20 protein-coding genes and 3 pseudogenes are annotated in these 26,872 nt (G+C 40.4%); 18 read left to right on the top strand and 5 right to left on the bottom strand.

Annotation, left to right across the window (positions count from 1 at the left end; genetic code table 11):
- Positions 1 to 397 precede the first annotated feature (397 nt).
- The 4 genes and pseudogenes from IPJ86_14425 to IPJ86_14440 form a co-directional block, all read right to left on the bottom strand.
- A pseudogene (locus IPJ86_14425) lies at positions 398 to 917 on the bottom strand (sigma 54-interacting transcriptional regulator).
- Between the two features lie 284 nt (positions 918 to 1,201).
- A complete protein-coding gene (locus IPJ86_14430; GenBank protein ID MBK7888421.1) occupies positions 1,202 to 1,465 on the bottom strand; it encodes a hypothetical protein in 264 nt (87 codons plus the stop codon).
- 214 nt (positions 1,466 to 1,679) lie between these two features.
- Complete coding sequence (locus IPJ86_14435; GenBank protein ID MBK7888422.1) at positions 1,680 to 2,036, bottom strand: hypothetical protein; 357 nt, start codon at positions 2,034 to 2,036, stop codon at positions 1,680 to 1,682.
- Between the two features lie 368 nt (positions 2,037 to 2,404).
- On the bottom strand, positions 2,405 to 2,656 hold the full coding sequence (locus tag IPJ86_14440) for a hypothetical protein (GenBank protein ID MBK7888423.1): 252 nt from the start codon (positions 2,654 to 2,656) through the stop codon (positions 2,405 to 2,407).
- Between the two features lie 290 nt (positions 2,657 to 2,946).
- Here IPJ86_14440 and IPJ86_14445 point away from each other — a divergent pair.
- The 12 genes and pseudogenes from IPJ86_14445 (at position 2,947) to IPJ86_14500 (ending at position 16,355) form a co-directional block, all read left to right on the top strand.
- Positions 2,947 to 3,453: pseudogene (locus tag IPJ86_14445) on the top strand (DUF4256 domain-containing protein).
- 137 nt (positions 3,454 to 3,590) lie between these two features.
- Positions 3,591 to 3,908 carry a zinc ribbon domain-containing protein gene (locus tag IPJ86_14450; GenBank protein MBK7888424.1) on the top strand — a complete coding sequence of 106 codons (318 nt, stop codon included), beginning with the start codon at positions 3,591 to 3,593 and terminating at the stop codon, positions 3,906 to 3,908.
- A gap of 7 nt (positions 3,909 to 3,915) precedes the next feature.
- Positions 3,916 to 4,842, top strand: a pseudogene (locus IPJ86_14455) (hypothetical protein).
- 87 nt (positions 4,843 to 4,929) lie between these two features.
- Complete coding sequence (locus IPJ86_14460) at positions 4,930 to 6,183, top strand: hypothetical protein (protein ID MBK7888425.1); 1,254 nt, start codon at positions 4,930 to 4,932, stop codon at positions 6,181 to 6,183.
- Entirely contained in the window at positions 6,147 to 6,332 is a 186-nt protein-coding gene (locus IPJ86_14465; GenBank protein ID MBK7888426.1) for a T9SS type A sorting domain-containing protein, read from the top strand. The genes IPJ86_14460 and IPJ86_14465 overlap by 37 nt, the downstream gene beginning before the upstream one ends.
- A gap of 74 nt (positions 6,333 to 6,406) precedes the next feature.
- Positions 6,407 to 7,321 (top strand): cupin domain-containing protein, encoded by a 915-nt coding sequence (locus IPJ86_14470; GenBank protein ID MBK7888427.1) that lies wholly within the window; start codon positions 6,407 to 6,409, stop codon positions 7,319 to 7,321.
- A 360-nt stretch (positions 7,322 to 7,681) separates the two neighbouring features.
- Entirely contained in the window at positions 7,682 to 8,740 is a 1,059-nt protein-coding gene (gene rsmH, locus IPJ86_14475; protein MBK7888428.1) for a 16S rRNA (cytosine(1402)-N(4))-methyltransferase RsmH, read from the top strand.
- A gap of 158 nt (positions 8,741 to 8,898) precedes the next feature.
- On the top strand, positions 8,899 to 9,399 hold the full coding sequence (locus IPJ86_14480) for a nuclear transport factor 2 family protein (GenBank protein ID MBK7888429.1): 501 nt from the start codon (positions 8,899 to 8,901) through the stop codon (positions 9,397 to 9,399).
- 462 nt (positions 9,400 to 9,861) lie between these two features.
- Entirely contained in the window at positions 9,862 to 13,125 is a 3,264-nt protein-coding gene (locus tag IPJ86_14485) for a PQQ-dependent sugar dehydrogenase (protein ID MBK7888430.1), read from the top strand.
- Between the two features lie 901 nt (positions 13,126 to 14,026).
- Positions 14,027 to 14,725, top strand: a complete 699-nt coding sequence (locus tag IPJ86_14490; protein ID MBK7888431.1) for a DUF2490 domain-containing protein — start codon at positions 14,027 to 14,029, stop codon at positions 14,723 to 14,725.
- A gap of 172 nt (positions 14,726 to 14,897) precedes the next feature.
- Positions 14,898 to 15,185, top strand: coding sequence for a hypothetical protein (locus tag IPJ86_14495; protein ID MBK7888432.1), 288 nt, complete (start codon positions 14,898 to 14,900; stop codon positions 15,183 to 15,185).
- Between the two features lie 75 nt (positions 15,186 to 15,260).
- A complete protein-coding gene (locus IPJ86_14500; GenBank protein MBK7888433.1) occupies positions 15,261 to 16,355 on the top strand; it encodes a VIT1/CCC1 transporter family protein in 1,095 nt (364 codons plus the stop codon).
- 727 nt (positions 16,356 to 17,082) lie between these two features.
- Here the strand turns inward: IPJ86_14500 and IPJ86_14505 are convergent.
- On the bottom strand, positions 17,083 to 18,909 hold the full coding sequence (locus IPJ86_14505; GenBank protein ID MBK7888434.1) for a tail fiber domain-containing protein: 1,827 nt from the start codon (positions 18,907 to 18,909) through the stop codon (positions 17,083 to 17,085).
- Between the two features lie 241 nt (positions 18,910 to 19,150).
- Between IPJ86_14505 and IPJ86_14510 the strand changes: the two genes are divergently transcribed.
- The 6 genes from IPJ86_14510 (at position 19,151) to IPJ86_14535 (ending at position 26,871) form a co-directional block, all read left to right on the top strand.
- Positions 19,151 to 20,341 (top strand): T9SS type A sorting domain-containing protein, encoded by a 1,191-nt coding sequence (locus IPJ86_14510; GenBank protein ID MBK7888435.1) that lies wholly within the window; start codon positions 19,151 to 19,153, stop codon positions 20,339 to 20,341.
- Between the two features lie 39 nt (positions 20,342 to 20,380).
- Positions 20,381 to 20,767, top strand: coding sequence for a twin-arginine translocation signal domain-containing protein (locus IPJ86_14515; protein MBK7888436.1), 387 nt, complete (start codon positions 20,381 to 20,383; stop codon positions 20,765 to 20,767).
- 251 nt (positions 20,768 to 21,018) lie between these two features.
- Positions 21,019 to 21,303 (top strand): hypothetical protein, encoded by a 285-nt coding sequence (locus IPJ86_14520; GenBank protein ID MBK7888437.1) that lies wholly within the window; start codon positions 21,019 to 21,021, stop codon positions 21,301 to 21,303.
- Positions 21,304 to 21,490: 187 nt separating this feature from the next.
- On the top strand, positions 21,491 to 22,387 hold the full coding sequence (locus tag IPJ86_14525; protein MBK7888438.1) for a YihY/virulence factor BrkB family protein: 897 nt from the start codon (positions 21,491 to 21,493) through the stop codon (positions 22,385 to 22,387).
- Positions 22,388 to 22,537: 150 nt separating this feature from the next.
- A complete protein-coding gene (locus IPJ86_14530; GenBank protein ID MBK7888439.1) occupies positions 22,538 to 22,816 on the top strand; it encodes a YtxH domain-containing protein in 279 nt (92 codons plus the stop codon).
- 860 nt (positions 22,817 to 23,676) lie between these two features.
- On the top strand, positions 23,677 to 26,871 hold the full coding sequence (locus IPJ86_14535) for a PAS domain S-box protein (protein ID MBK7888440.1): 3,195 nt from the start codon (positions 23,677 to 23,679) through the stop codon (positions 26,869 to 26,871).
- Position 26,872 lies beyond the last annotated feature (1 nt).

Here is a 26,872-nt window from a genome sequence, read left to right on the forward strand (position 1 = left end):
CGTTTTGAAAGTGAGGACTATTCTAGTGTACTCTAAGCTTCCGGTAGAGGGTTGTGGGGCAATGTTCAAAGTTCAGCCGCCTTGGTTTTATTGCCGTTGGTATAATTCAATACTTTTGAATGTGAATTTTTTTCGGCACTGGCTAAGTCGAAAGCTGAAAGTACTTACCATTCCCGGAAGAGGGACTACTTATTTTAAGTTCAAAGGGGCCCAGACTCTCGGTTTTAACTCTGCAACAACGGTTGTAACATTCCTCTGCGCTCACAATACACTTTTCAGTTCACGGATATTCCCTTTCAGGGATGATGTTTTAAGGCTTCAATAAATTTCCGGCGCAATACACGACACCTTTTTTTGTTTTAAGGGCAAAGTATGCATAAAGTGAATGGCCAGGGGTTCAATGTCCAACTATCCTATCACGCAGTGGTGGTAAATGAATTTGTGGAGATGCGGTAGAACAGATCTTTTTCTCTGGGAAGGTTGATCTGGAAATGTCTCGCTGACTCCATTTTCTTTTTGTAAATCTCTGTTGGTGCGCAATGATACGAACATTCACACGGGTAGATTACTATCTCCTACCCGAATAATTCACCTGTTTCAATAACACGTAATAATTTCCTTTTGTAGTCCGCAGCCATTTCTCCGATTTCATCAGGAAGATTGTTCCGTGGATGGCTTCTTCAAAGAGGCCTTTCTGGTCCCTGGTTGCCCCTGTAAATGCACTCCGGCTTTATCTCCGAACATTTCCCTCTCGAGTAATTCTTTGCTGAATGCAGAACAATTGATCGCCACAAAAATTATTTTTACTTCTCGTACTTTCCTGATGGAATAGCCTATGCGAAGACTCCTTTCCGGTACCGGTTTCTCCCCGTCAATAAAACAGTGGTAGCTGTTGGTGCTACCTCAGCCAGATCAATGGCTTTCTGTAAGTTTAGATTTAACTGTTATTTTATCAAAGGAGTGTTCCACCCAACTGCTTTTTCCGGGAATTGCTGCACCCGCCTTACAATTTACTTTTCCAATGGCGCGATGTAGGGAAAGGATGATTATTGTTATCATCTCCTTTTGTAATATAATCAAAAGTCCGTTCTTATGGCTTGACCCATCAGGATATTAACATAAGCATCGTAAAATAATTTCCAGCATTGGATAGGTTTCCTTCATCTTTTTGAGAGATGTCATTGCCATTGATTACCGGTATTCATCGCAAAAGGACCACATCAATGTTACCCTGTTCCAGTTTCTTCCAGAGCGTTTTGCGGTCAAAGCCTTGCACAACTGTATATCCTTCCAGACTAACAATTTTTACAGTAAGGTTCTTAATTTCCTCTTCGTCATCAATGATAAAATAGTTCTCACTTTTCGCTGGCTGTCCATTGGGGTACAACTTTGTATTATTAATGGGGAGAGATGGGGAGTACTTTAAGAGATGTGCGGAAGTCATGATCGGAAAGGCCCGAAACATTCCTATCCAGGACTATTCTGATCATTAAAAGGTAGAAAATTATGGCGAAGGGGACAGTAGGTTTAATTCATTTTTAATGAAAGAGTATTCTTACTTTCAAAGAAAACCATCTTCCCCTTTCACGGAGAAACTATTGAACAACTATCTTTTACAATGCTGTTCACCCCATTGCTAATTTTCACAAAAATACATTCCTTTCGGTTGTGAGGTGATATTATCGACTGTTAATGTACCAGGAGAAGAGCTTGTGAAAAAACAATTTTTGCCTTTTACATCCGTCACTCAATAAAGCTAAAGATGCCGCACTCATGTCGGTGGAGGAAACAGAATATTCCCAAAGAGGGATTGAAGAAATCGATGGTTTCTGCACTATTCTCTGCCATTCTGTTGGAGTAGAAATGGGTTGGTAGCGGGAACTTGAGGTTCCGGTTCCATCTACTGTGTAACCTGAAATAAGAAGCGGTTGTTGAATGGAATCTAAGCAATAGACATAATCATCTTCTATCAGATAATCGATAATGGGTATGCCGATCAGATAGACCTTAATATGAAAATTCTCTACTACACGCACACGCAATACATTTGTAAATTACCGGTGGGAAGGATTATTGGGTACCCTGCATATCCGCATTGATAGTAACGTTGCCCGATTCAATTTTTACGGAATCTTCACCCACATTAAGGGAGAATAGCGACCGGTAGCGGTAGAATTAAAAGTTTGTCCGGAGGTGATGGAAACTGAAACTCTTTAGCAACAGTGCCATTCTCATAAATCCCGAAATTAGTAGCACTGCTAAACAGCCCAAACGATTGACTTCAGTAGGCGTATTTTGATAATAAAAATAGCCGGGAGCACCACTTTCTCCACGCGATAGACGCAGCAGGGAATGAATCCTTTCCGGGGTTAGCCGGAATTGTTGCGGATCGACATAGCCAAAATCATAGGATGTTCCGGTGAGAATAACCCTCCGATTGATCCCATAGTTTATTCGTCACCGGACCGGTGCCGTTGGGATCAAAGCCAAAGAATTGCATTCCATAATGAACGGTATCACCGATTGCAGGCAGTTGGTTTCGTTTCAGGAAATTGTAATCAGCTGCGCGCTGGTAGTCGATGCCAAGAGAAGAGAGAGAAGCAGGGTAAACAATCGGTTCATAGAGGGGGGTTTTTGTTGGATAAGGATGTTCCATTGGAGCAGAGATTGTTATTGCAATATACACTAATTTCACATACAATATTAAAGATATTTTCAATGAAGAGATGAAATGGGTATAAATAAATGTTTTTAATTGATTAAATTCGTTGGTCCGTTATGGATACTGAAATCAGCTCCTCCTGCACTACAGGAAAAGTAACTACCGTTAGTGGTTAGAAGCAAAGGATAGGTCCATTCATTAACCAAAATAATAATTTCAATTACGTCTATGGGAAACAAAAAAGCAAATATCCCCTTCAACAAGAAACGAGCTTTTTTGAAAAATTGAAAGTTCGTTTTGAGAAAAACCTCATCGACATAAAGGAATAGAATGGGCTAAAAGTACAAACCGCGCTGGAAGCATCGGGCTCCAAACTTTGGTCATTGCAGGAGATGGAAAGAACAGGGGCGAGCCGGATGTAGTCGGCTTCGATAAGAAGACCGGGGAGTATCTCTTTTTGATTGCTCCTCTGAAAGTCCGGCAGGCCGCAGAAGTACTGCTTCGACCGGGAAGGGTTGGAGTCGAGGAGGGAGCATCCCCCACAAAACACGGCGATGGATATGGCTGCTGAAATGGGCATCGAACTATTATCAGAAGAACAATACCGGACCTTGCAACAACTTGGACCTTTTGATAGGAAAACGTCGAGCTGGATTCAAACACCTGCAGCTATCAGAAAACTCGGCGGAGCACTCTTCGCGGATTACCGTTATGGCCATGTCTTCGTGTATCACAATGGTGCACAATCTTATTATGCGGCGAGAGGGTTTAGGGGATTGGTGAGGGTGTGATTAATGATGAAGGGCCTGATGGCCTCTTGTGTAAATTTCTTAAATTTGAATTGAAAATATCATACCACTCAACCTTCAAGATACATCTTTGTTCATAGATTGTTATTGTAAAAAGCAATTACTAAAGATCCAAAACCATGAAAGAATACAAATTATGTCAAAGCTGTGGTTTTCCCTTAAAGAAGGATAAAAAAGGAGGTGGCACTGAAAAAGACGGATCAGTTAGTAAGAAGTATTGTTCCATGTGCTTTGAAAACGGAAAATTTCTGACTCCACCTGAAATAGACACTCCTGAAAAAATGCAGAAGTTTTGTATACAGGAAATGGAAAAAGTGGAATCAACGGTTTTCTTTGCTGGTTGGGAACGCGGCCTATTCCCAATCTTGAAAGATGGAAAAAATAGCCTTTACAAAAAAGTAATTTACGGAAATAAATGGTGCCAAATGCACCTTTAATGATGATATGAACACTGACCCCATCCTTGACTGGTTGCTCGAAGGTGACGTCTCTATTCAATATCAGGTCTGGAGGGATTTGCTGGGCTTTGATAATAAGAAACTACAGACCAAAATTGCGGTGGAAGGATGGGGAAAGGAGTTTTATCCCGACGAAATGCAAATAGTCATTGGGGCTATAGTTTTTATCAGCCCAAATGGATATCTACACATTATACATTGCTTGACCTTCGCAATTTGAATCTGCGTGCCGATAATAAAATAGTACATGAGACGATTGAATTGGTTTTAAAAACCAGTAGGGCCGGTGACGGCGGAATAAGATTGGGCCCATCCACTTCTTTCTACAGTGATGTGTGTGTAAACGGGATGTTTTTAAATTATGCTTCCTATTTCAAAACACATGAAAAGAAATTACATACCGTTGTGGATAGTATTTTAAATGAAAGAATGCCGGATGGAGGTTTCAACTGCAGATCAACGAGGAGTGGGCGTGCACAGCTCCCTGCATAGTTCACTGTCCGTACTGGAGGGATTTACGACATTTCAAAAAGCAGGGAACAGATATCAGTCAGTTCACATCCAACAAGCAATAAATAGTGCAATTGAATTTATCCTGCAGCACAGGCTGTTTTTGTCTGACCGCACGGGGAAAATTATTAGTAATGACTTTTTGAAGTTCACCTATCCCTGCAGGTGGAAGTACGATATTCTGCGGGCATTGGATTATTTTCAATTTGCAGGAGTTAAATGGGACAGCCGAATGGAACCCGCCATCAATGTGCTCTTAAGTAAGCGAAATAAACGGGGTACCTGGAATATGCAGGCGGCTCATGCGGGTCAGGTTCATTTCAAAATGGAAGAGGCAGGTAAACCAAGCAGATGGAATACTTTGAGAGCATTAAGAATACTCAGGCATTTTAAGATGGATTAATTTACGTCTGCCGTAGCTAATAAGAGAATGTGCGATTTGCACATGATCTAATTTTATTTTAGTTTTACTTCATCAAAACTAAATCATATGAAGTACAAACGATTTTTAACTATTTACTTCCTTTTACTATTCTCCTCCATCGCTCCTGCCCAAATCCCTGAACTCTGGGGCACATTGTCTGTGGGTGGAAGCTTTGGCATCGGTGGTATTATTAAAATTAATGGAGATGGCACCGGCTTTGCCAATGAGTACGTTTGCATGGGAGGTGCTGCAGGCGGGAGTATGCAAAGTAATTTATTGCCGGTAAGCAGTACCTTAATCTATGGCAATTCGGTTTCCGGTGGGCTGAATGCACTGGGAGATATTTTCAGTTATAATCCTGCAACCAATGTGTATACGATGTTATACAGCATGGATTCCTTATCCGGGTATTACCCGCGTGGAACGGTGATCAAGGCGACCAACAATAAGCTGTATGGATTAACCAATAACGGCGGGACATTTAACAAAGGTGTTCTCTATAGCTTTGATCTCTCCACAAGTCAATACACCAAGTTGCATGAGTTTGACGGTCCCACAGGCCAACTTCCAAATGGAACGGTCATGCAAGCCGCCAATGGTAAATTATACGGAATGACCACTACCGGCGGACAAGGAGGAGCCGGAGTGATTTTTAGCTATGATATTTCTACAAGTACTTATGCCATCGTTCACGATTTCAATTTTACCACCGGGTTTAGCCCTTTTGGAAATCTTATGCAGGGTGCGAATGGTTTGCTATACGGAATGGCTTTTGGAGGCGGCACTACGGGTAATGGAGTCCTGTTCAGTTTTAATACTGCTACTAATGGGCATAGTGTGCTCCATAATTTTGATGGAGTCAACGGTTCAGCACCCATGGGAACAGTGATGGAGAATGCGGGAGTTTTTTATGGAAATACTTCGCAGGGCGGAACAAATAACAAAGGAGTAATATTTAGTTTTAACCCATCGTCCGGTACTTTTATAAAGTTACATGATTTCGCAGTAGCAACAGGATGTACTCCCTTCGGTAATGTGATGATGGCCAGCGACGGTAAACTCTATGGCATGACCTTGAATGGCGGAGTAAATAATTTAGGAGCGATATTTTCTTATACCCTTTCCTCCGGTGTCTATACAAAAATTTACGATGGAAGTTTTCCTACAGGTGGTTTGCCCTATGGGGATCTGATAGAGTATTCAGGTCTGACAGCGATAAACAATCCGGAGGAAGAAAATAAAATGATCAATTTTACCCAAATCCTTCCAACGGAAATGTTACGATTGACATTGCTGACTTCAAAGAGAGTACTCTCCTAACAATTATAAATCCGATCGGTCAGAAATGTCTGGAAGTACAACTCACTGCCGCTTCAACAAAGTTACAGTTGGATTTACCTACGGGTGTTTATTTTTATGCGGTTACTAAAAGTAGTGGTTTGCTCACCGGGAAAATATTAATCGATTAAATTTTCCTTATATCGTTTTTATAAACTTAAAAGATAAAATTCATTGGAACAAGTATCTCTAAAAAATATACAGGATGAATCCTATTCTTAAAAATGTTCTGGCTGTCCTGGCCGGACTTATCGGTGGTAGTATTGTGAATATGTCTATCATTATGATCAGCGGCTCTGTCATTCCTCCGCCCGCTGGAGCGGATGTCACTACTGAAGAAGGATTAAAAGCTTCCATGCATTTATTTGAAGCGAAGCATTTCATTATGCCTTTTCTGGCGCATGCTCTTGGAACGCTAGCCGGGGCCTTTCTCGCAGCCCTCATCGCGGCAACGCATAAAGCGAAGTTTGCACTGGCGATAGGTTTTGTTTTTCTCGCGGGAGGTATTGCGAATGTAATGATGCTCCCGTCTCCGCTCTGGTTTACTGTTGTAGATCTCGGTTTTGCCTATCTGCCCATGGCATTTATAGGGGGAAGGTTGGGAATGCGGAAAATAAATTGTCCTTCCATTGGGAGGTGGAATTTCAAACAGCCGGTTGATATTTACAAGTTAATTATTAAGGAAATTTATTTTAATCAAATTGATATGAATAAAGAAATACTTAAAATCAATAAAAACGGAGAGACGCTAATCATCACAGGATCATCGATTGAATCTAAGGGCACAATTACTACTTTTGAAGGCATGGAGGAGCCGGGTATTGGTCCACCCATGCATGTTCATTTTAAGCAGGAAGAGATGGTGAAAGTCATCAAGGGAAAGATGCGTATTAAGACGTTGACGAAAGAGTTTTCACTTCTACCGGGTGAGGAATACATTTTTTTACCGGGTGAGGCACATCAGTTTTGGAATGAGGGTGATGACTTGCTTCATTATGCCGGACATGTAAAACCTTCTCATAATTATGAATATTTTATACGTCAACTCTACCGTTCATGCAATGAGGCTAATGATGATAAGCCCAATCCATTTGATGGAGCATTCTTATTAACGGTATAAAGCAGAAATGGATATGCTTACTATTCCCAAGCCGGTGAAGAAATTTGTTTTCCCACTATTGTTGGTTATTGGTAAGCTGATCGGTAAGTTTAAAAAATTTGCCGACGCTCCTCCTCCTGTGAAATAATAGCTCGTTGGGGAGACGGGTAATTTTAGGATGTGCTTGTGCGTTAGAGAATAATCATACGAATGTAGTATACTATTTTAAATGTAATCGCTTTCACAAAAGAGGAAGCCTATATTGCAATGTTGTTTCAATTGTATCTGTTGTGGCTTCATATAGTTTGGCAGCATTTTGTATTTTTCCTTAGTTGCAGGGCTTAAGTTGGAGCCGGATGGATAATACTGTAACTTTACAGCATGGATGATCAGGACCCAAAACGTGTTCGCCGCGAGCGTTACAAGGGCACGCACCCCAAATCCTTTAAGGAGAAGTACAAGGAGTTACAGCCGGAGCAGTATGCGGAAGATGTAGCGAAAGTCTTACAGCAAGGTCGTACACCTGCAGGAACTCACCGTTCAATTTGTGTAGACGAGATTTTGGAAGTACTGCAAATTACTCCCGGCCAAATTGGCCTCGATGCCACACTGGGTTATGGCGGGCATAGTTTAGAGATGTTGAAATGTCTCCTGCCCGGCGGACGTCTGTATGCGATGGATGTTGATCCGATAGAATTACCAAAGACACGTGACCGTTTGGCGGCATTGGGCTTTGGCCCCGATGTGATTGTAATTAAGAAAATGAATTTTTCAGGGATTGATCAGTTGACAGCGGAATCAGGTCTACTAAATTTTATATTGGCGGATTTGGGTGTCTCCTCTATGCAGATTGATAATCCGGACAGAGGTTTTTCATTCAAAGTAGATGGACCACTGGATCTGAGATTGAATCCGAAGAGTGGAAAATCAGCAGCAACACTTTTAAAAACTATTTCTGTAGATGAATTGGAAGCCATCTTTCAGGAAAATGCTGATGAACCCCATGCAACGCCAATCGCTCACGCTATCGTGACATTCCGCTCGAAAGGAGGAATCATCTCCACCACTTTTAAGTTAAAAGAAGTGATAGAGAAAGCACTTTCGTTTCTTCCCGAAGCAGATCGAAAAGAGGTAGTGAAGAAATCTTGTCAGCGCTGTTTTCAGGCATTACGCATTGCAGTGAATGATGAATTTGGCGTGTTGGAGAAATTCCTGGAAAAGATTCCTTTTGCCCTCGCTCCCGGTGGCAGAGTCGCCCTGCTTACCTTTCATTCAGGAGAAGACCGCCGCGTAAAGAAGTCCTTTCAGCATTTCCTCCGTGAAGGGATCTACAGTGAAATTACCGCGGAACCTATACGACCCTCTGCAGCCGAATGTCATAGCAATCCCAGAGCGAAATCGGCGAAATTGCGATGGGCAGTCAGGAGTGATCTTGGATAAACTTTGTATGTTTTGCAATCATAAGGTGTTTCCGATTTAAATTAATCCCGTACTTCTCAATGGAATTGAAGTGTTTAAACTTCTTTAGCTAAAGTTTGAATAGGTGTTTCAATTTTGTCTATCTTTCGCATTCAACCTATTCAAACAATACTAAACCTATGATGAAAATGAAATTTAATCTCACCACCCTCTTCGGAGCACTTGCCCTTCTCTTTACTTCTTGTTCACAGCCTGCAGAAGCACCAAAAGAGGCTGCATTGGACATGGATAAACTCAAAGTTGAAATCCAGGCCATGGAAGATGCGTACGCAGCCGCAGAGAAGGCGAAGGATGCCGATGGAGTTGTAGCCTACTACAGCGATGATGCCAACAGTTATGGTCGCAACAATGAACCGACGATGGGTAAAGCAGCTATCAGAGATAGTACAAAAGCACGCATGGAAAAAGACACCACCAATAGCGTGAATGTTTATAAAGTGGTTGACCTGTTTGCCGCGGGTAACATGGCTGTGGAAATTGGTTCATGGACAGAGCTCAATGCGGCAGGTGATGCCACTAGCAAAGGGTATTACATGTCTTATTTCGAAAAGCGCGATGGAAAGTATCTTTGTGTGAGAGATATGAATGTGACCACTAAGTCAAAGAAAGACGATAATTAATAGCATACGTTTCTCTTTTCAAGAGGAATTTAAAGTGGAGTCGGTGTAGATCGGCTCCACTTTTTATTTGATAAAAGATGAAGGAGATGAATCTCTATTTTCATTTCATTCTTATTATTTATATTGTTCGAGTCTGTATGTACGATATTCGTCTTTTGTTAAAATTGCATTTTACCATTTTGGTTTTTGTTTCGATCTACATTGTATTTTTCATTTTAATCAACTCAAAGCGGATTTTGTTCTAAATGGTGTGAATAATGTAACACATACTTTTAATTGTATAATGATTTTCATTTTGAATCCATCCACCTTTAGCTTCGCTTGAAGCGCATGAAATATACCCAATGGGTAACGATATCATGTCGTGTCAATTTTAGAGGCTTCTAATAGCTATAGAAGGCTATTGGGATTTTCAGCGAAATAATTTACCAATCCAAACCACAACAATCAAAACACATTAGCATGAAACACACATTTACCACAAGCTCATCGCGGACCAAATCACCCGATCGAGCCCATCTTGGAAATCGAAATATGAATTTCCCTTCCTTGTTATTATTTAGCTGCATATTTTTCCTGTCACTATCAGACTTCCGGGCTAATGCACAAACCTATCCTTCGGGATTTACAGAAGTACAAGTCGCTACAGGACTTTCAAATCCAACCGTGATGACCGCTGCACCTGATGGACGTATTTTTATTGCCAGACAAAACGGTACCTTACGCATATTTAAGAACGGAAGTATGCTAAGCCAATCCTTCGTTACATTAAGTGTAAATTCTTCGGGCGAGAGAGGTTTACTGGGCATTGCATTCGATCCTGCATTTGCCACCAATCAATACATCTATCTTTACTATACTGTTTCTTCGGGAGCCAATAATCGCATTAGTCGTTTTACGGCAAATGGAGATGTAGCCGTTGCCGGGAGTGAAGTAGTACTCTTAAATCTTGATCCGTTAACCAGTGCAACCAATCACAACGGAGGAACGATGCAGTTTGGTCCGGATGGAAAGTTGTATGTGGGAATTGGTGAGAATGCAAATTCTGCCAATGCACAGAATCTCGATACCTATCACGGAAAAATACTGCGATTGAATACAGATGGTACCCCTGCTGCAGGAAACCCTTACAGTACAGGTTCTGTTCAGCGTAGAAGTGTATGGTCTTATGGATTACGAAATCCTTACACCTTGACTTTTCAACCCGGAACAGGTAAATTATTTGTGAATGATGTCGGACAAAACACCTGGGAGGAAATTAACAATGCTACATCAGGAGGATTGAATTTCGGATGGCCTGCAGCAGAAGGTACGAGTTCAAATAGTGCGTATGCAAATCCGGTGTATAGTTATGCACATGGATCCGGAGGAGGTCAGGGTTGTGCGATTACAGGAGGTGCGTTCTTTAATCCTTCTGCTACCAATTATCCTGCTACGTATACCGGAAATTATTTTTATATTGATTATTGCAGCAATTGGATCGACAGGCTATCTATTTCAGGGAATACTGCCACACGTTCAAATTTTGCAAGCAATATCGGAGGAAATCCTGTAGGATTGATAACAGGTACGGACGGAAATCTGTATTTTCTATCACGGTCAAGTAGCAGTCTGAATAAGATTGTATATGCTTCCGGCACTTCTCCGGTCATCACGACTCAACCTCAATCCACTACTGTTGCTCAGGGCAATTCCGCTTCATTTTCGGTGGCTGTTTCCGGATCAAGTCCATTTACCTTTCAATGGAGGAAGAATGGAACAAGCATTAATGGCGCGACAGGGTCTACCTATACCATTGCTACTGCTTCTACCGCTGATGGCGGAACGTATACAGTAGTGATCACAAATAGTGCAGGAACAACTACCAGTAACGGAGCATCGTTAACAGTGTCGGCGGTCAATCAATTTCCGACAGCTACGATTCAAACACCCACCTCAGGCACTACCTACACTGCAGGAACATCTATCAGTTTCAGCGGGAGCGGGAATGATCCGGAAAATGGAGTGCTGGGAGCAAGTGCCTTTGAATGGTATGTGATCTTTCATCACGATATTCATACACATCCCGGACCTACGGCCACTGATGGAGTTACAAGCGGATCTTTTGCTATTCCTGATATCGGCGAAACAGCAGCGAACGTTTACTATAGATTGTATTTAGTGGTGACCGACCTGCAAGGTGCAAAAGATACCACCTACACCGACATCCTCCCCAACACCTCTACCATGACATTTAATACTACTCCCCAAGGTTTGGAAATTACATTGGATGGACAACCGTTCGTTACACCTTTTACAGTGACAGGCGTAGAGGGCGTCTTGAGAACCATCGGAACATCATCACCTCAGGTATTGAATTCGGTAAATTATGTTTTCAGCAACTGGTCGCAGGGAGGAGCTCAATCGCAATCTATAACCACACCTGTGAATAATACTTCTTATAAGGCTACATTTACTACTACTTTGCGTTCTCCTGAGAATCCTGCAGGAACAGTCAATGGATTGAACTATGCGTATTATCACGGGACATGGAGTACATTACCCGCATTTGCTGCATTGACTCCTGTTTCAACGGGTATTGTTTCGAATCTTGATTTAACTCCGCGCACACAGAATGATAATTTCGGATTTAGTTTTAATGGTTATATTGAAATTCCTGCTGATGGAATCTATACCTTTTATACTTCATCGGATGATGGCAGTAAAATGTATATTGGATCAACATTGGTAGTGAGCAATGATGGCTTGCATGCGAACACAGAAGCTTCCGGACAGATCGGTTTGTTAGCAGGTAAGCATGCCATTACTGTTGACTTTTTTGAACGCAGTGGACAGGAGATTCTTACTTTAAATTATGAGGGGCCCGGCATTTCCAAAAAACCTGTTCCATCTGCAGCTTTCTTTATACAACAGCCTTCAACCATGGTGAACCCGATTGCCGACAGTTATGTGCGTGGGGGTAGCTATTCGAATTCCAATTATGGAACATTACCACAACTTTACTCCAGAAAAGGAATGAACAACGGCTCCTTCGAATCCTATTTGCGATTTGATATTTCCGGTTTTGCGACTAATGTTTCATCAGCAACGGTCAGATTATACGGACGAGTGAACAATACAAATGTCGCTTCCATTCCTGTTGAGATCTACTTTGTAACAGATAATTCGTGGCTGGAAACTGCAATTACCTATACTAATAAACCTGTTGTATCGGGAAGCCCAATAGCTACAGTAACCATCACCGGTACTTCCAACCAGTATTATGAATGGGATATTACGCAACAACTGAATGCACTAAAAGCCTCCGGCATAACGGTAATTTCTTTGTTGGTACGAGAAGCAATTGTGACAAATAACAGCCGTTTTGTTTTCAGATCAAGAGAGTCCACCACAAATAAACCCGAGCTCACCATCAATGCTTCTGTAGCTAAACCAATGGTTATGGATGAAGCGGAAACACCCATTTCACTCCGCAAATTGGATGACATTGGGTTCAAAATTTATCCACAGCCTGCAAAGGATTTGATTACATTAGAACTGCCGGAGCAATTTATGAATGCTACATTGAATATCATCAGCATGAACGGACAAAATGTTTACTCAGCTAAACTCAATGGAAATACTATTCAAAGGATTCCCGTAAATCAATTGGAGACCGGACTGTATATCATCACTATTCATAACGGGGAAGAAATGATGAAGAAAAGATTGCTTATTCAGAAATAGCATTTCAATACCAAGAAGCCATCAGCAGGGAATAGAATTTTCACCTGTTGATGGCTTTTTTGCTTAAGAAATCACTTCACGTTTCTCCATTCTATTTGCAACCCGATAAAGCGAAATCACATTTTTCCTATCAAATTTCATTTTTAACCCCACCTACGCTAACTGTGTGCGCCAAAGCTTTAGCGACGGAGTAAGCTTCGGTCGGCAGGCACAGAGGCACACGGGGCACAGAGGTTCACAGAGGATTTTTCTGTAATCATTAAACCTTTACTCAAAATAGTTTTCATCATTTCGATTCAACTGTATTTTAATAAATCATAACAAATCTCTCCTTCGCTAACTGTGTGCGCCAAAGCTTAAGCGACGGCGTAAGCTACGGAGGACAAGTCTGCGGCCCATCAAATTATTATTGTGACTGATCATAAATTTGTGGTTTCATACAATAAATAGCAGGCTAAAATATTTTATGAGAATCAAATTTCATGGGTGTCGCGCGGAGTCGCTGAGGCGCAGAGAAAAAGAGATATGGAGTATGATATTTTCAGACTCCTAAATATATTTTAGTTCGAAAGAAAAATTATTTGATCTGCTATATGCATAGAATTGTTTTTTCTGACGTCGAAGCTTTAGCGAAGAAGTCTTTGCGTCTCCTCTGCGACTCCGCGACTCTGCGAGAACCCCCTTAAGTTGCTTTACGGTATAGATAATCAATGTATCCTAACAAATCCTAATAATCTTAATAGATCTGCGGCCTATCAAATTAGTATTGTGAGTATGGTTTAAATGCCCGGCAATCAGCAGGAACTATTAAGAGCGATTAAACTTATTCAGAATTTGTTTGTTTATTGTGATTGATCGTAAATTTGTAGCTTCATACAACAATTAGCAGACTAAAACATCTATGAAATTTAATAGCAAGTTGTTGAATATTCTTCCTTTGACGGTAATTTTATTTTATGCGATGCTATATTCCGTTTCAGCACAACCCTCCGGGCCGGGTACCTGGCTCATTTATTTTGGAAACCAGTCGCTCAGTAAAAAATGGAACTGGCACAATGAAGTGCAATACAGAAGTTATGATTTCAAAGGGGATCTCCAGCAATTGCTAATAAGAACCGGACTTGGATATAACCTTAGTGAAAGCAATAACAATCTTTTGGCGGGATATGGTTTTATACGTACCGAGAATTATATCCCCGGAACAGAGAGTAAAACCGGTATTGACGAGCATAGAATCTTTCAGCAATTTATCACCCGTCAGCAATTTGGTCGGGTATTTCTTCAGCACCGCTACAGGGTAGAAGAGCGTATTTTTAAAGATGATTTTCGCATGCGTTTCCGGTATTTTCTTGCCGTGAATATACCTCTCAATCGCAACACCATGTCAGCAGGTACTTTATATTTGTCGGGCTATAATGAAGGCTTTTTGAACGCGGAATCTCCCATCTTCGACAGAAATCGCTTGTACGGGGCATTGGGTTATGTGATCAATAAAAATATTAAGCTGGAAGCTGGTTTTATGAATCAATCACAGGAAAACGTATCGGTCAATCAATTTCAAATAGTATTATTTAATAATTTGCCGTTTTATAAAGATTGATTTTACGATAGGAAATTGTAAAAGCTACATTATTTTCAATGATCTGTTACTTGATTTTACAAAAAGGTATATGTGACAATTGGGCAGCTGTATGACGAATATCATCAGGGGGTTTCTGGACATATAGTATTTTTAGAAATAATTTCAGAACATTCCAATAAAAAGATTTAACATGAATATTAAACAAATGCACACCAATGATAAGGCGGTTTCAGCGGTCTCTATTTTAAAAAGTGAAACGGGTAATGCCACAGCTATCCAAATTTTAGCCAACGAAAAACTCAAAGAGCATGTGACCAAAGTTCCGGCACTATTGATTTGCATAGCGGGGAATGCTGTTTTCGAAAACGAGAAAGGCGTTCGGGAAACCCTGTTAAGCGGAGACTATGTATTGATAGAACCGGAAGTGAAGCATTGGGTAGAGGGAATCGTGGATAGTCAGTTGCTATTAGTTAAATAGTTTTTAGATCTCATTTAATTAATTCTTCTTAAGTTGCCTCCGGATCATTGCGCTATAAATTAAATATTCATTCCGATGAAGAACAAAAATATCCAAACTGAAATCGACGCTTCGTATCTCTATCAGAAATTGGCCGAAAAGGAATCTGATGAAACGATTGCCAACGTGTTTCGTCAAATGAGTGCCATTGAAAGGAGTCATGCGGAGGCATTTGCCCGAAAGGAGAAGCTGAGTTTAACGGACCTGATGATTCCTTCATGGAGAGCGAAAACGTTGAATACAATTGGAAAAATATTCGGGTATGATTATGTGTTAGGGGCATTGATGGATACCGAGAAAAGTATTTCCACTGCTATTATCAGTCAGAAGCAAAAGAGCAATCAATCTTTAACGGGTACTGAAACGACGCATGTGAAAATACTTCGGTCGATTCTGGAGAAAGAGAAGAAGGTAACCGGCATTCAACTATCAAAATTTGAGAGCAGGCATCGTTCTGTCGGAGGCAATGCGATCAGAGCTGCCGTATTGGGTGGCAATGATGGACTGGTTTCTAATTTTAGTTTGGTGATGGGTATTGCCGGAGCCACTGCGGCGCAAGAAGGCGTTTTACTAGCAGGCCTTGCCGGTTTGCTTGCGGGTTCTTTGTCCATGTCGCTCGGAGAGTGGATTTCTGTAAAGAGTTCACAGGAATTATACGAAAATCAAATGCAGATAGAAATGGAAGAGCTGGAAACGAATCCCGAAGGAGAAATGAAGGAACTGGCTTTGATTTATATCGCAAAAGGTATTCCTGAAGAACAGGCGAACCAAATGGCAAAAGATATCATGAGTGACAAGAGTCTCGCGCATGAAATTTTAGTAAAAGAAGAACTGGGAATAAATGCAGAGGAGTTGAAAGGCTCAGCCGTGGAAGCTGCTGTCTATTCTTTCATTTTATTTGCCATTGGCGCTGTAATACCTGTGCTTCCTTTCATGTTTACTGACGGAATGAAAGCCGTTTTGTTCAGTGTATCCCTCAGTGCAGTAGGCCTGTTCCTGATTGGTGCAGCCATTACGCTCTTTACGGGAAGAAATGTTTGGTTTTCCGGTTTCCGTCAAGTCCTGTTTGGATTGGCTGCTGCAGCCATCACTTTTGGAATTGGTAAGCTGATAGGTGTTTCTGTAAGTTAAAGTGGAATAGGAGCAATGAAAAAGGAGGTGGCCACTGTATAGCGACGACCTCTTTTTATTATTATCTATATAGCTTTGAAATGAAAACTATTCTTTCCTGTTCTCGTCGAAGGGACACCCGAAAATCATATATAAATATGGCATTTGTACCATAACCATAGTGCTGAAATAAATCATCAAGAAAAGTGTCGAAAACAGGAAAGATGTCTCACCGCTTATAAAATTCTTTAGTCAAATGAATTGATGTCCCGAAGCCTCGGGATAAAGAATGTATATAAGTTATATCTTTTCTTTTTTTATGAAAGGTCCTCCGTGATTCCTTAGTGATCTTTGTGCCGTGGTAAAAATTGACAATAATTTTGAAGACGAGATCTTTATTTACCCAAAATTTCAACAATATTTTTTCCATTAGCTGATTATTTCAAATAGAAAACCACATATAAAGTTTCTCGCAGCCTACTTCGCTAATGCTACTGAGCTCAATGGAAGGAGTCGCGGAGTCGCAGATTAGTTTTCGGAAAGCGCAGTAAATTGAATTTAATCTTTCAATTTTAAATCCTTTCCTGTTTTCGTTGCTGAGACACCCAATAATCATCTATAAATATTACATTTATTTCATAACCATGGTGTTGAAAAATATCATAAAGAAAAGTGTCGAAAACAGGAGGTCGTCACTATATAGCGACGACCTCTTTTTATTATTATCTATATAGCTTTGAAATGAAAACTATTCTTTCACCAATTGCTTTGTATCTGCCACTATTCCATCTACTTTTAAGCTGAGCGTATAAATACCCGCGGCCAGACCCGCAATCGGAATTTCGATTTTATGGGATTTCATATTTATAACTTGTGTAGAAAGAAGAATTTTTCCTTTCATATCAGTAATCGTAATTTCTGCCTGCGAAAACGCTCTTTCACCTTGTAACTCTACTACCGCCATATCGGAGGCAGGATTGGGATAAATCTGCGCAATGGTAAATTTATCCTGGTTCTGTGCGGGGCTCAAACTCTTTTGTCCGGATTGATGTTCCAGAGTACTGAGCCGCTGCTGTAGCGCATTATTTTCGCTCTTTAAATCTTCAATCATCTTTTGTTGCTCCTGCACCGCTTTGATGAGAGGCATCATCAACTCCGTATAACGGATAGCATAAGTTTCTTTATCATTGGCCGGAATATCAATTCCCGTGAACGCATAGCCACTCTCGTTCATCGCTTTCTCCACATCCTGAGCGATGAGTCCGGTGTAGCGTACCTGTTCCGTTTCGCTATGGTTGATGCGATTAACCAGAGAGTCCGGTGTGCCCCATATTTTATGAAGTTCCAGAGGGCGGACGTTGTATGAAACCGGTTTTAATCGCGTAATGAAATCCAGCCCTTTCACATCTTCTTTCACATTGGTCTTATATCGGGCATCGGAGTAAGCCGTTATCCCTGTTACCTGAGCGCGAATTTGTTGAAGTGAAGTATTTCCAAGAAGCAACTGATTGTTACCGGTTGCCTGCGCATTTACTATAGCCGATCCGATTAAAGTAACATTCGTTCTTGATGTGGTAAGGTAAGAGGTGGAACCAAGAAAATTGCATAACGAGAAATTGATACCGGTAGCTCCAAATCCGGCGTATCTTCCAAGAGCAACATTATCTGTGCCTGTCTGATTATGATAAAGACTATAGGGCCCCATGCCCACATTAAAAAAGCCGGTTGTATTACTATAAAGCGATCTATAGCCAACCGATGTGTTTTCATCGCCCAGTGTATTGGTATATTGGGCTTCATAACCAATTGCGGTATTTAATTGCGAATGAAAACTAGCGGATTGACCTGTTCCATTGTTTCGCAGCGCATTATATCCAATGGCTACATTCCCTAATTTGGTGGTATTAGCACTTAGTGCATAGGCCCCTATAGCAACAGTACCGGAATTAAGATTGGATCCTAATGCGGCAAAACCAATCGCTACATTTTCGTTACCGGTTACATTAGAAGTTAATGTTCCTGCACCAAGAGCTGTGTTTCCGGTACCATTGTCATTGGCAAGCAATGCCTGATCTCCTACTGCTATATTATACGCACCAAACGAATTACTGAAGCCGGCTCCCCGACCGATAAAGGTGTTAAATTTTCCCTCTGAAGTAAGTGTGGAAGCATTATTGGATTGGCCCGCTCCCGAGCCAAAGAAACTATTGGTAGGATGATCACTATGAATGGATAAATAGTTCGTGCCGTCATTACCGCGAAGTAAAATCAACGGATTGGCATTGGTTTGTCCTGCTGCAGCGTCAACGATCAATTGTGATTCATTGTTCTTCCCCTTGATGTGAAACCAACCGGAAGGTGTGGCAGAGCCGGTTCCAAAGCCGAGTTTACCCGAATTCGTAATGGATAACCGCACACTGTTATTGGTCCGAAAGCGCAAAGCCTTGGCATCGGTAGTTCCAATAAATTGTGTGGTGGGATTGGTACCCGCATTACCGGATAAATTCCAGGATTGCGAATGCGCAGTTACCGAAAGCAGCAACAGGCAAATGGTGGTGGTAATTTTGTTCTTCATTCTATAGTATTTGAATGTTTATTAAGAGTGATTTAATTGCTTAGGATAGGATTAAATTGCAGCAATAAATTTAGGGAATCTAAAAGTACCCCGCAAGAAAAAAGTGTTATAATCAGATTACATGCAGGAAGTTGCATTTATAGGGCAGCATTACCGTCTGGAAAGCAATAAATAGGCGGGTAAAATGCTTAAATTTGTGAATTCTATTCTACTACACGCTTTAAAATTATATCCATTGAAAATGTTGAATTGTACATATTTCTTTCTGCTCCTCTCCTTCCTTCCCATATCCGGCAAAGCGCAATGGATTCCCCAGGCAAGTGGTTCTTCAGCGATGTTGCAATCCGTATTTTTTACAGATCCTATGACAGGATATTGTTCGGGTAACGGTGGCGTGATTCTAAAAACTACCAACGGTGGGGCGAATTGGATTTCTCAAAATTCCGGGACTACTAACGATCTTTTCGAAGTGTATTTCCCTGCCCCGGATACCGGTTATGCGGTGGGTTATCTGGGCACAATCATCAAGACAACGAATGGAGGGCAAAACTGGGATACGCTTTCATCCGGAACCACACTCCAGTTCAATTGTTTGTTTTTTACTGATGTCAATACAGGTTATGCGGTGGGGGGGTCAGGGTCACAGAGTATAGAACTTATTCTGAAAACGACGGATGGCGGGCAAAACTGGTCACAACAAACCAATGGCAATTACAAGCAGTTGTCGGGGGTACATTTCCCGGCCATGGATACAGGGTATGCCGTAGGAAATACAGGTACTATTCTCAAGACGGTAGATGGTGGTAATGTATGGTCTCCTCAAACAAGCGGGACAACAAGCCTCCTTCGCTCTGTACAGTTTATTGATACAGACACCGGGTATACCGTAGGTGCTTCCGGAAAAATTTTGAAAACCATCAATGGCGGTCAGACATGGTCTTCACAAATCAGTGGAACCTTTAACACGCTTTTCTCTGTTTATTTCATCGATGCACAAAACGGAATTATCGTTGGGGACAATGGAACAATTCTTCAAACAACAAATGGTGGTGGCAATTGGATTCCTCAAACCAGTGGAACAGGAAACTTATTACTCTATGTCCATTTCATAGGGAATACCGGATTTGCTGTCGGGGAAAGTGGTACAATTTTAAAAACGATGCTTTCGGTAGATCTCCCCGAACTTTCTCAAACTACATTCTCGCTTTACCCTAATCCCACATCGAATGGATTCACCCTACAATCGGATCAGAAACTCATAAGTAACGCGGTGCTTTATATTTATAGCAGGGATGGTAAGCAAATACAGGAAGAACATTTTTCATCGGAAAGCCCATACACGGACATCCGCAACCTGGAGAATGGTCTCTATCTGGTGGAACTGAGGTGGGAGAATGGAAGTATACGTCAACGTTTAATTGTAAACAGATAAACAGAATCCGGTTGGGTTGAAATTAATGCTATATTTGTAATGAATGCTAAGAAAAGTACAACATCAACGACTATGACTGACGAAACTACCTCCAGACGAAATTTCCTGCAGAACTTAGGTTTAACAGCAGGCTCAGTGCTATTGGCTACATCAGGTCTGGCAAAATCTATAGATCCTGAAAGCATAAAAAAATTAAATCCCGAGCAGCAGGCTTTTATGAATCGCTACGGACTTTGGATGGATGACTTCATTGAAGTGATTCGCATCCAGAAGACGGATAGAAATAATGAAGAGAACAATAAGAAAATGATTATCCTGACCGAAGAAGCCGAGAAATTCAAACCAGAACTGGCTGTACACATGAAAGATGAAACATTTTCATTGATTTATATTGCCTCTGTACAACGAATGAGCAACGAGATTTGAAGAGTGTAATTCATCTTTTGTGTTTTTTAATCATTTTCTAAGGTTTGTCAATCTGATAAAATTGGTTGCTTAGTATAGTATTGTTTGTAACTTTACCGGGGAAGATCACGGACATTAGGGTGCAAATGTTTTTTTATTCATGCTAAGAAGCTATGAATGTTGTAACATTTTTCCAAAATTATGTAAGAAGAACTCCGTTTTTACTTGTCATTTTTGCAGGTCAATACTTTTGTTAAAACCATACCTGGAAAATGTATAAAAATCATAGCGATAGTAGCTACCGAAAAGTTGAAGATAAATCAGATCCGAAAACAAACGAAGATTTTAATAGAAAGAAACCACATCCGTCAGATCCTAATCAAAAGGATCAGGACCCGGAGGAGGGCGATGCGGAGATCAATAAAAAGGAGATAGATGAGCGAATTGCTGAAAGGGCTATACGAGAACCTCTCCTTGACACTGACCCCGGAATCTCCGGCAAAAAAACAGATAAGGAAGTTGATCCTGACGGTATCGAGGATACAGTAGCATTTTAAGTATTTGCGATTGATTGCATGGATCACCACTTTTTTACTTGCCACTTAAAGTCAGGGGAAATTTTCAAAACTCATTTTCATTGGATAGGCAGTAGTTTATTCGATTGACGAGGATTGAAGAAGATAAAATCAAATCATGAATTTATTTAAGGAGTTGAAAAAAGCATGAATTAGAAGTACGTTAAAAGTGAAAATTAAAAATATACTTAACCTGTTTAAACTCGCATTGAAGGAATGGTGGGCGAAAGATCCTTTTAAAGAAAGTGCCGTTATCGCCTATTATGCAATTTTTTCATTGCCGGGATTGTTGATGGTTATATTAACGATTGCCGGATATTTTTTTGGACAAGATGCAGTGAGTGGAAGAATTGCATCGCAAATCACATCCACGTTGGGTGCGGATACGGCGCACCAGGTGGAGGATATAATTGCCAACGGATTCAAATCCAGAAATTCGATGTTTGCAACAATCATCGGAATCCTTACGATTTTAATAGGTGCCACCGGTGTATTTGTAGAGTTTCAGAAATCCCTGAACAGCATTTGGGGAGTGAAGCACGATGTCACGAAGGCCGGTTTTCTACGTTTAGTGAAGGAGCGGGTTTTTTCTTTCGGACTCATCATTTCTGTAGCTTTTATTTTGATTGTTTCCCTTGTCATATCGGCCACCATCGCCGCATTGAGCAGCTGGGTGGTGAGTAATTTTTCAGAAACCGTGCTCACTATTTTACAATTTGTTAATGCCGTTTTATCCTTGTGTATTCTGGCCGGATTGTTTGCGCTCATGTTCAAAATAATTCCCGATGCCAAGATAAAATGGAGTCATGTAGGAATAGGGTCCATTGTTACGGCATTGTTATTCGAGCTGGGTAAGTTTACATTAGGTATATATTTCAGCAGTGCAGATCCCGGTTCCGGTTATGGCGCTGCAGGATCGGTCATCTTAATTTTGCTATGGGTTTCCTATTCATCTATGATCGTTTTTTATGGAGCAGAATTTACTTATGCTTATGCATTGTGGAAAGAAGGTAAAATAGTGCCGGCCGCATATGCTGAAAAGGTACCCGCTAAGTTGAACACTTAAGACCATTTTAATGCAACTTTCAAATCCATTTGCCCTTCGAAATTATGTGTGAATTGTATAAGTAATTTTTTGAATTGTGTAATGCATAATTAGGAGATGTTTCGACCTTTGTACTTCAATATTTAACAAAATAATTAAAACTATAAACACATGAGCACAGGAAAAATAGTATTAGGCATATTGGCCGGCGCTGCTGCAGGAGCAACAATCGCTATATTATTTGCACCCGATAAAGGTTCAAATACACGAAAGAAAATTGCATCAAAGACAACAGATCTGAAAGATGAATTGGTTGATAAGTTCAACGGTTATGTTCAGGGGATGACCAATCATGTAGAGTCCGCTGCAAATGGTGTTAATAAAATCGTGGAAAAAGGAAAAACTACGATGGAAGAAGCTGACAGAAAGTTTACGGGTTATACGAAGTAATTTCTGTATGGTAAACAGAGCGCCGGAGTGAGTCCAGCGTTCTGCTTTTTTTATTTAAAAAGAGCACTTGGAATTGGTTTTTTCAGAAAAAGTATAAATACATTTAGAATCATAAACTTTCAATGAACAACATATTTAAAGGACTCATTGCAGGATACGGAGCTACGAAGTTAGGGGGTGGTTGCTTGGGCACCATAGTGGTTTTCGTTATTATCTGGCTTTTGCTCGGACAGTGTAATTAATAATTATAATGTGAGTGAGCGGAAGAACAGATTTCTTTGTATAGGTTGATAACGGGTTCTTCTTCATATCATTTGAAGAAGGGCCTGTTTTTTGCTATTTAAAAGACATTGGGCGGAAGTAAGTTGTCCCGGGTTCATGCTTCTGAAATATCATCGTCTGAACGTATTATTACTTTTCAGACATCACGGATCGATTGCACCTTCCATTATTTTCAGAAAAACAGATAAATTTAACATCTGGTGTATATTATTTGCAAATGACCTGCTAATTTCGAAAAATAATGCTTATCTTTTCAAGATATCGGTAAGTACATTAGAAAAACGGAAGAAGTATTTAGCTTCGGCAGTGAAAACTTCAAAATTATCCTTATTTTTATACTAACTTATGATGAATGCAAAATCAAGCCTATTCAATGCGAAAAGGCATTGATTTAGCGAGGCGGTTTAAGATGAAATGGATCGTTCCATTTCTTTATGAGTTTTACTGAAATATTAAAACAGAAGAAATGCAGACCGGAATGGAAAAAAATTTTCACTTTTTAAAACTATGGGATTTTAAAGTGATCAGTATTAAAAATAGCTGAGTAACAGTAATTGTTAAAATGTGCAGGGTAAATAATGAAAGCTAAATCAACGAGTACTAAAAGAAAAACTCCTGCAAAAAATGAGAGCAACGGCTCTGTTTTTCCTGTTGTTGCGATAGGGGCCTCTGCCGGTGGACTCGAAGCAGTAACTGAACTCCTTAGGAATCTATCTTCTAAAACCGGAATGGCTTTCATCTATGTGCAACATCTGAGCCCGGACCATAAAAGTATGCTAACCTCATTGCTGGCGAAGGTAACGGCAATGAAAGTGCAGGAAGTGGTGAATAAAGTTGAAATGGAGCCCGATAATTTATATATTATTCCTCCGGATAAGGAAATCAATGTCACCAATGGCCATATTAAATTATCACCTCGTCCGGATAGCCCACGAATTAATCTGCCCATTAATATTTTATTTTCATCACTGGCAGAAACGCATAAAGCAAATACTATAGGCGTCATTTTAAGCGGTAGTGCAAATGATGGCACTATTGGAATGAAGTCCATCAAGCAGGAAGGAGGTATAACATTTGCTCAGGATGACTCTGCAAAATTTAAAAGTATGCCGCTTTCAGCCATTGCTGCAGGAGTGGTTGATTTTATTTTATCTCCAAAGGAAATTGCAAAGGAATTGACCCGGCTGAGTACTCACGCCAGTTCCGTGAAGACCGGATGGATTCAAAGACCGGAAGACAGTATCGATAATAACGATGCGGATCTGAAGAGTATTCTTGTCCATTTACAGCAAACAACAACTGTAGACTTTAGTGCCTATAAAATGAAGACGATTAAGCGACGTATCCTGCGCCGTATGCTGATGCATAAAATGAAGACACTGAAGAACTATGCTTTGTATTTAAATGAACATTCAGAGGAATTGGACATATTGCACCAGGATTTGTTGATCAATGTAACCTCATTTTTTAGAGATACTGAAGTGCATAAATATTTAAAAACTTCTTTATTGACTAAACTGCTTAAAGAGAAGAAAGCGGGTGAAGCCTTACGCATTTGGGTACCTGCCTGCTCTACCGGAGAAGAGGCCTATTCTATTGCCATGATGTTGTTGGAAATATCCGATACGCTTAATTCTCAAACCAAAATTCAGATTTTTGCAACCGACCTGAGTAATGCAGCTATTAAAAAGGCCCGTATTGGATCCTATTCCAAAGAGGAATTGGAAACAGTTACTCCAAAACGTATTCAACGTTTCTTTACGCGAAGTGAGGGTGGCTTTCGTATTGCTAAGATGGTGCGCGATATTTGCGTATTTGCTCAACATAATATCTTACAGGATCCTCCTTTTTCGCGACTTGATTTTATCAGTTGCCGTAATTTATTTATTTATCTAGATACTCCTGCTCAGAGGAGAGCTACAACCACTTTCCATTATGCCTTGAAGGAAAAGGGATATTTGATGCTTGGAAAATCAGAAGCCATTACATCGTCCACCCAATTATTTGCGCCCTACAATTCGAAGTTTAAAGTGTTCTTACGTAAAAATAGTGTTGGTGAATATTCACTACCTTTTATTTCAGGAAACCCGGCAACGGCGCTGTTGAAGGAAGAACCGGGTTCAAATGGGACCATAGGGGTGAAGGGTGCTTCCAAAAAAGGAATACAGGTTTCCAATCATGATTTGGATAAAGCAATAGATGAAGTGCTGGTTGCTGATTTTATGCCTGCCAGTGTGGTGATTAATCATCAAATGGAAATACTTCAATTTCGTGGTTCAACAGATTTATACCTTACACATGCGCCGGGAAAAGCTACTTTTAGTATTCTGAAGATGGCACGATTGGGGATTAATTTCGCTCTTCGTCATGCCATTGCAAAAGTGATTAAAACCAATCATAATGTAAAGGATAAAACAAGGGTAGTGAGTTTTGAAGTGGTTCCCCTCAAAATTACCTGGGAAGAGCCCTTGTTATTGATCATTTTTTCGGAGCAGGAACAAGTCGCTGCTGTGAGTATATCCGGAAATTCAAGTAAAAGAAGTGCTTTGTTAAAGGATAAAAGAATAAAGAAATTGGAAGAAGAACTTACTATAGCACACGCTGATGCCCTGGCCTTTTCACAGGAGCAGGAGGCTTTTATTGAGGAATTGCAAAGTGCAAATGAAGAAATTGTTTCCAGCAACGAAGAATTGCAAACAGTAAATGAAGAACTTGAAACCTCTAAGGAAGAGATTGAATCTACCAATGAAGAACTGACTACATCCAATCAGGAGCTGCAAACACGTAATGATCTTTTGAATGAGTCTTATGAATATTCTAAGGCCATCATTTCCACCTTGCACGAGCCGATGATTGTTATGGACAGGAACCTGCGGGTAAAAACTGCTAACAAATCTTTTTATAAGGCATTCGGCGTGAAGGAAGAGGAAACAGAGGGTATACTGTTGTATGATTTAGGAAACGGGCAATGGAATATTCCGCGCCTGAGAGAACTGATGGAAGATATTGTTCCAAAAAATAACTTCTTTTATGATTTTGAAGTCAGACATGTGTTTCCTGTGATCGGTGAAAAAGTATTGCAACTCAATGCAAATAAAGTATTTCAAAAAAGTATTGGTGAAGAATTGATTTTATTGTCAATTAATGATATTACAGATTTGGTGATGTTACAGGAAAAAGATAAGGAGGTATTAAAGAAAGATATTCAGGAAAGTAAAAAGAGTAATAGAGCTCTTGAGAAGGCAGTAAAGGAGCGAACAATGGAATTGAGGTTAGCAAATAGTGTGCTGGCCGAAAAAAACATAGAGCTGGAGAAAATGAATAATGAATTGCAGGCGTTTACTTTTGTATCAAGTCATGATTTGCAAGAGCCATTACGTAAAATTCAAACTTTCGCCGACAGAATACTTGAAACAGAGAATAAGAATTTGACCGACAGCGGGAAGAATTATTTTCGTTATTTGCAGACTTCAGCTGAGCGGATGCAAGCGCTTATTTTAGATTTACTCACCTTTTCCCGTATCAATTCCACTGATCGTAAATTTAAAAATACACAGTTGAGTAAACTAGTGGATGAAGTAGTTGCTGATCTGCAGGAGCAAATAGAAGAGCACAAGGCTGTAATAGAAGTAAATGAAAACTGCGAAGTGTATATTATTCCTTTTTTATTCCGTCAGGTTTTACATAACCTTTTAACTAACGCTTTGAAATTTTCAAAAGAAGAATGTACCTCAACATATCGTAATAAAATGCCAGAAGGTACACTCCGGTGAA

The organism is Bacteroidota bacterium, from assembly GCA_016713925.1.
GTDB lineage: Bacteria > Bacteroidota > Bacteroidia > AKYH767-A > OLB10 > JAJTFW01.

Coding starts and splice junctions, on each gene's coding strand:
- IPJ86_14430 (MBK7888421.1), bottom strand. CDS start 1,465: ATGTTTCGGGCCTTTCCGATCATGACTTCCGCACATCTCTTAAAGTAC.
- IPJ86_14440 (MBK7888423.1), bottom strand. CDS start 2,656: ATGGAACATCCTTATCCAACAAAAACCCCCCTCTATGAACCGATTGTT.
- IPJ86_14450 (MBK7888424.1), top strand. CDS start 3,591: ATGAAAGAATACAAATTATGTCAAAGCTGTGGTTTTCCCTTAAAGAAG.
- IPJ86_14460 (MBK7888425.1), top strand. CDS start 4,930: ATGAAGTACAAACGATTTTTAACTATTTACTTCCTTTTACTATTCTCC.
- IPJ86_14470 (MBK7888427.1), top strand. CDS start 6,407: ATGAATCCTATTCTTAAAAATGTTCTGGCTGTCCTGGCCGGACTTATC.
- rsmH (MBK7888428.1), top strand. CDS start 7,682: ATGGATGATCAGGACCCAAAACGTGTTCGCCGCGAGCGTTACAAGGGC.
- IPJ86_14480 (MBK7888429.1), top strand. CDS start 8,899: ATGATGAAAATGAAATTTAATCTCACCACCCTCTTCGGAGCACTTGCC.
- IPJ86_14485 (MBK7888430.1), top strand. CDS start 9,862: ATGAAACACACATTTACCACAAGCTCATCGCGGACCAAATCACCCGAT.
- IPJ86_14490 (MBK7888431.1), top strand. CDS start 14,027: ATGAAATTTAATAGCAAGTTGTTGAATATTCTTCCTTTGACGGTAATT.
- IPJ86_14495 (MBK7888432.1), top strand. CDS start 14,898: ATGAATATTAAACAAATGCACACCAATGATAAGGCGGTTTCAGCGGTC.
- IPJ86_14500 (MBK7888433.1), top strand. CDS start 15,261: ATGAAGAACAAAAATATCCAAACTGAAATCGACGCTTCGTATCTCTAT.
- IPJ86_14505 (MBK7888434.1), bottom strand. CDS start 18,909: ATGAAGAACAAAATTACCACCACCATTTGCCTGTTGCTGCTTTCGGTA.
- IPJ86_14510 (MBK7888435.1), top strand. CDS start 19,151: ATGTTGAATTGTACATATTTCTTTCTGCTCCTCTCCTTCCTTCCCATA.
- IPJ86_14515 (MBK7888436.1), top strand. CDS start 20,381: ATGAATGCTAAGAAAAGTACAACATCAACGACTATGACTGACGAAACT.
- IPJ86_14520 (MBK7888437.1), top strand. CDS start 21,019: ATGTATAAAAATCATAGCGATAGTAGCTACCGAAAAGTTGAAGATAAA.
- IPJ86_14530 (MBK7888439.1), top strand. CDS start 22,538: ATGAGCACAGGAAAAATAGTATTAGGCATATTGGCCGGCGCTGCTGCA.
- IPJ86_14535 (MBK7888440.1), top strand. CDS start 23,677: ATGAAAGCTAAATCAACGAGTACTAAAAGAAAAACTCCTGCAAAAAAT.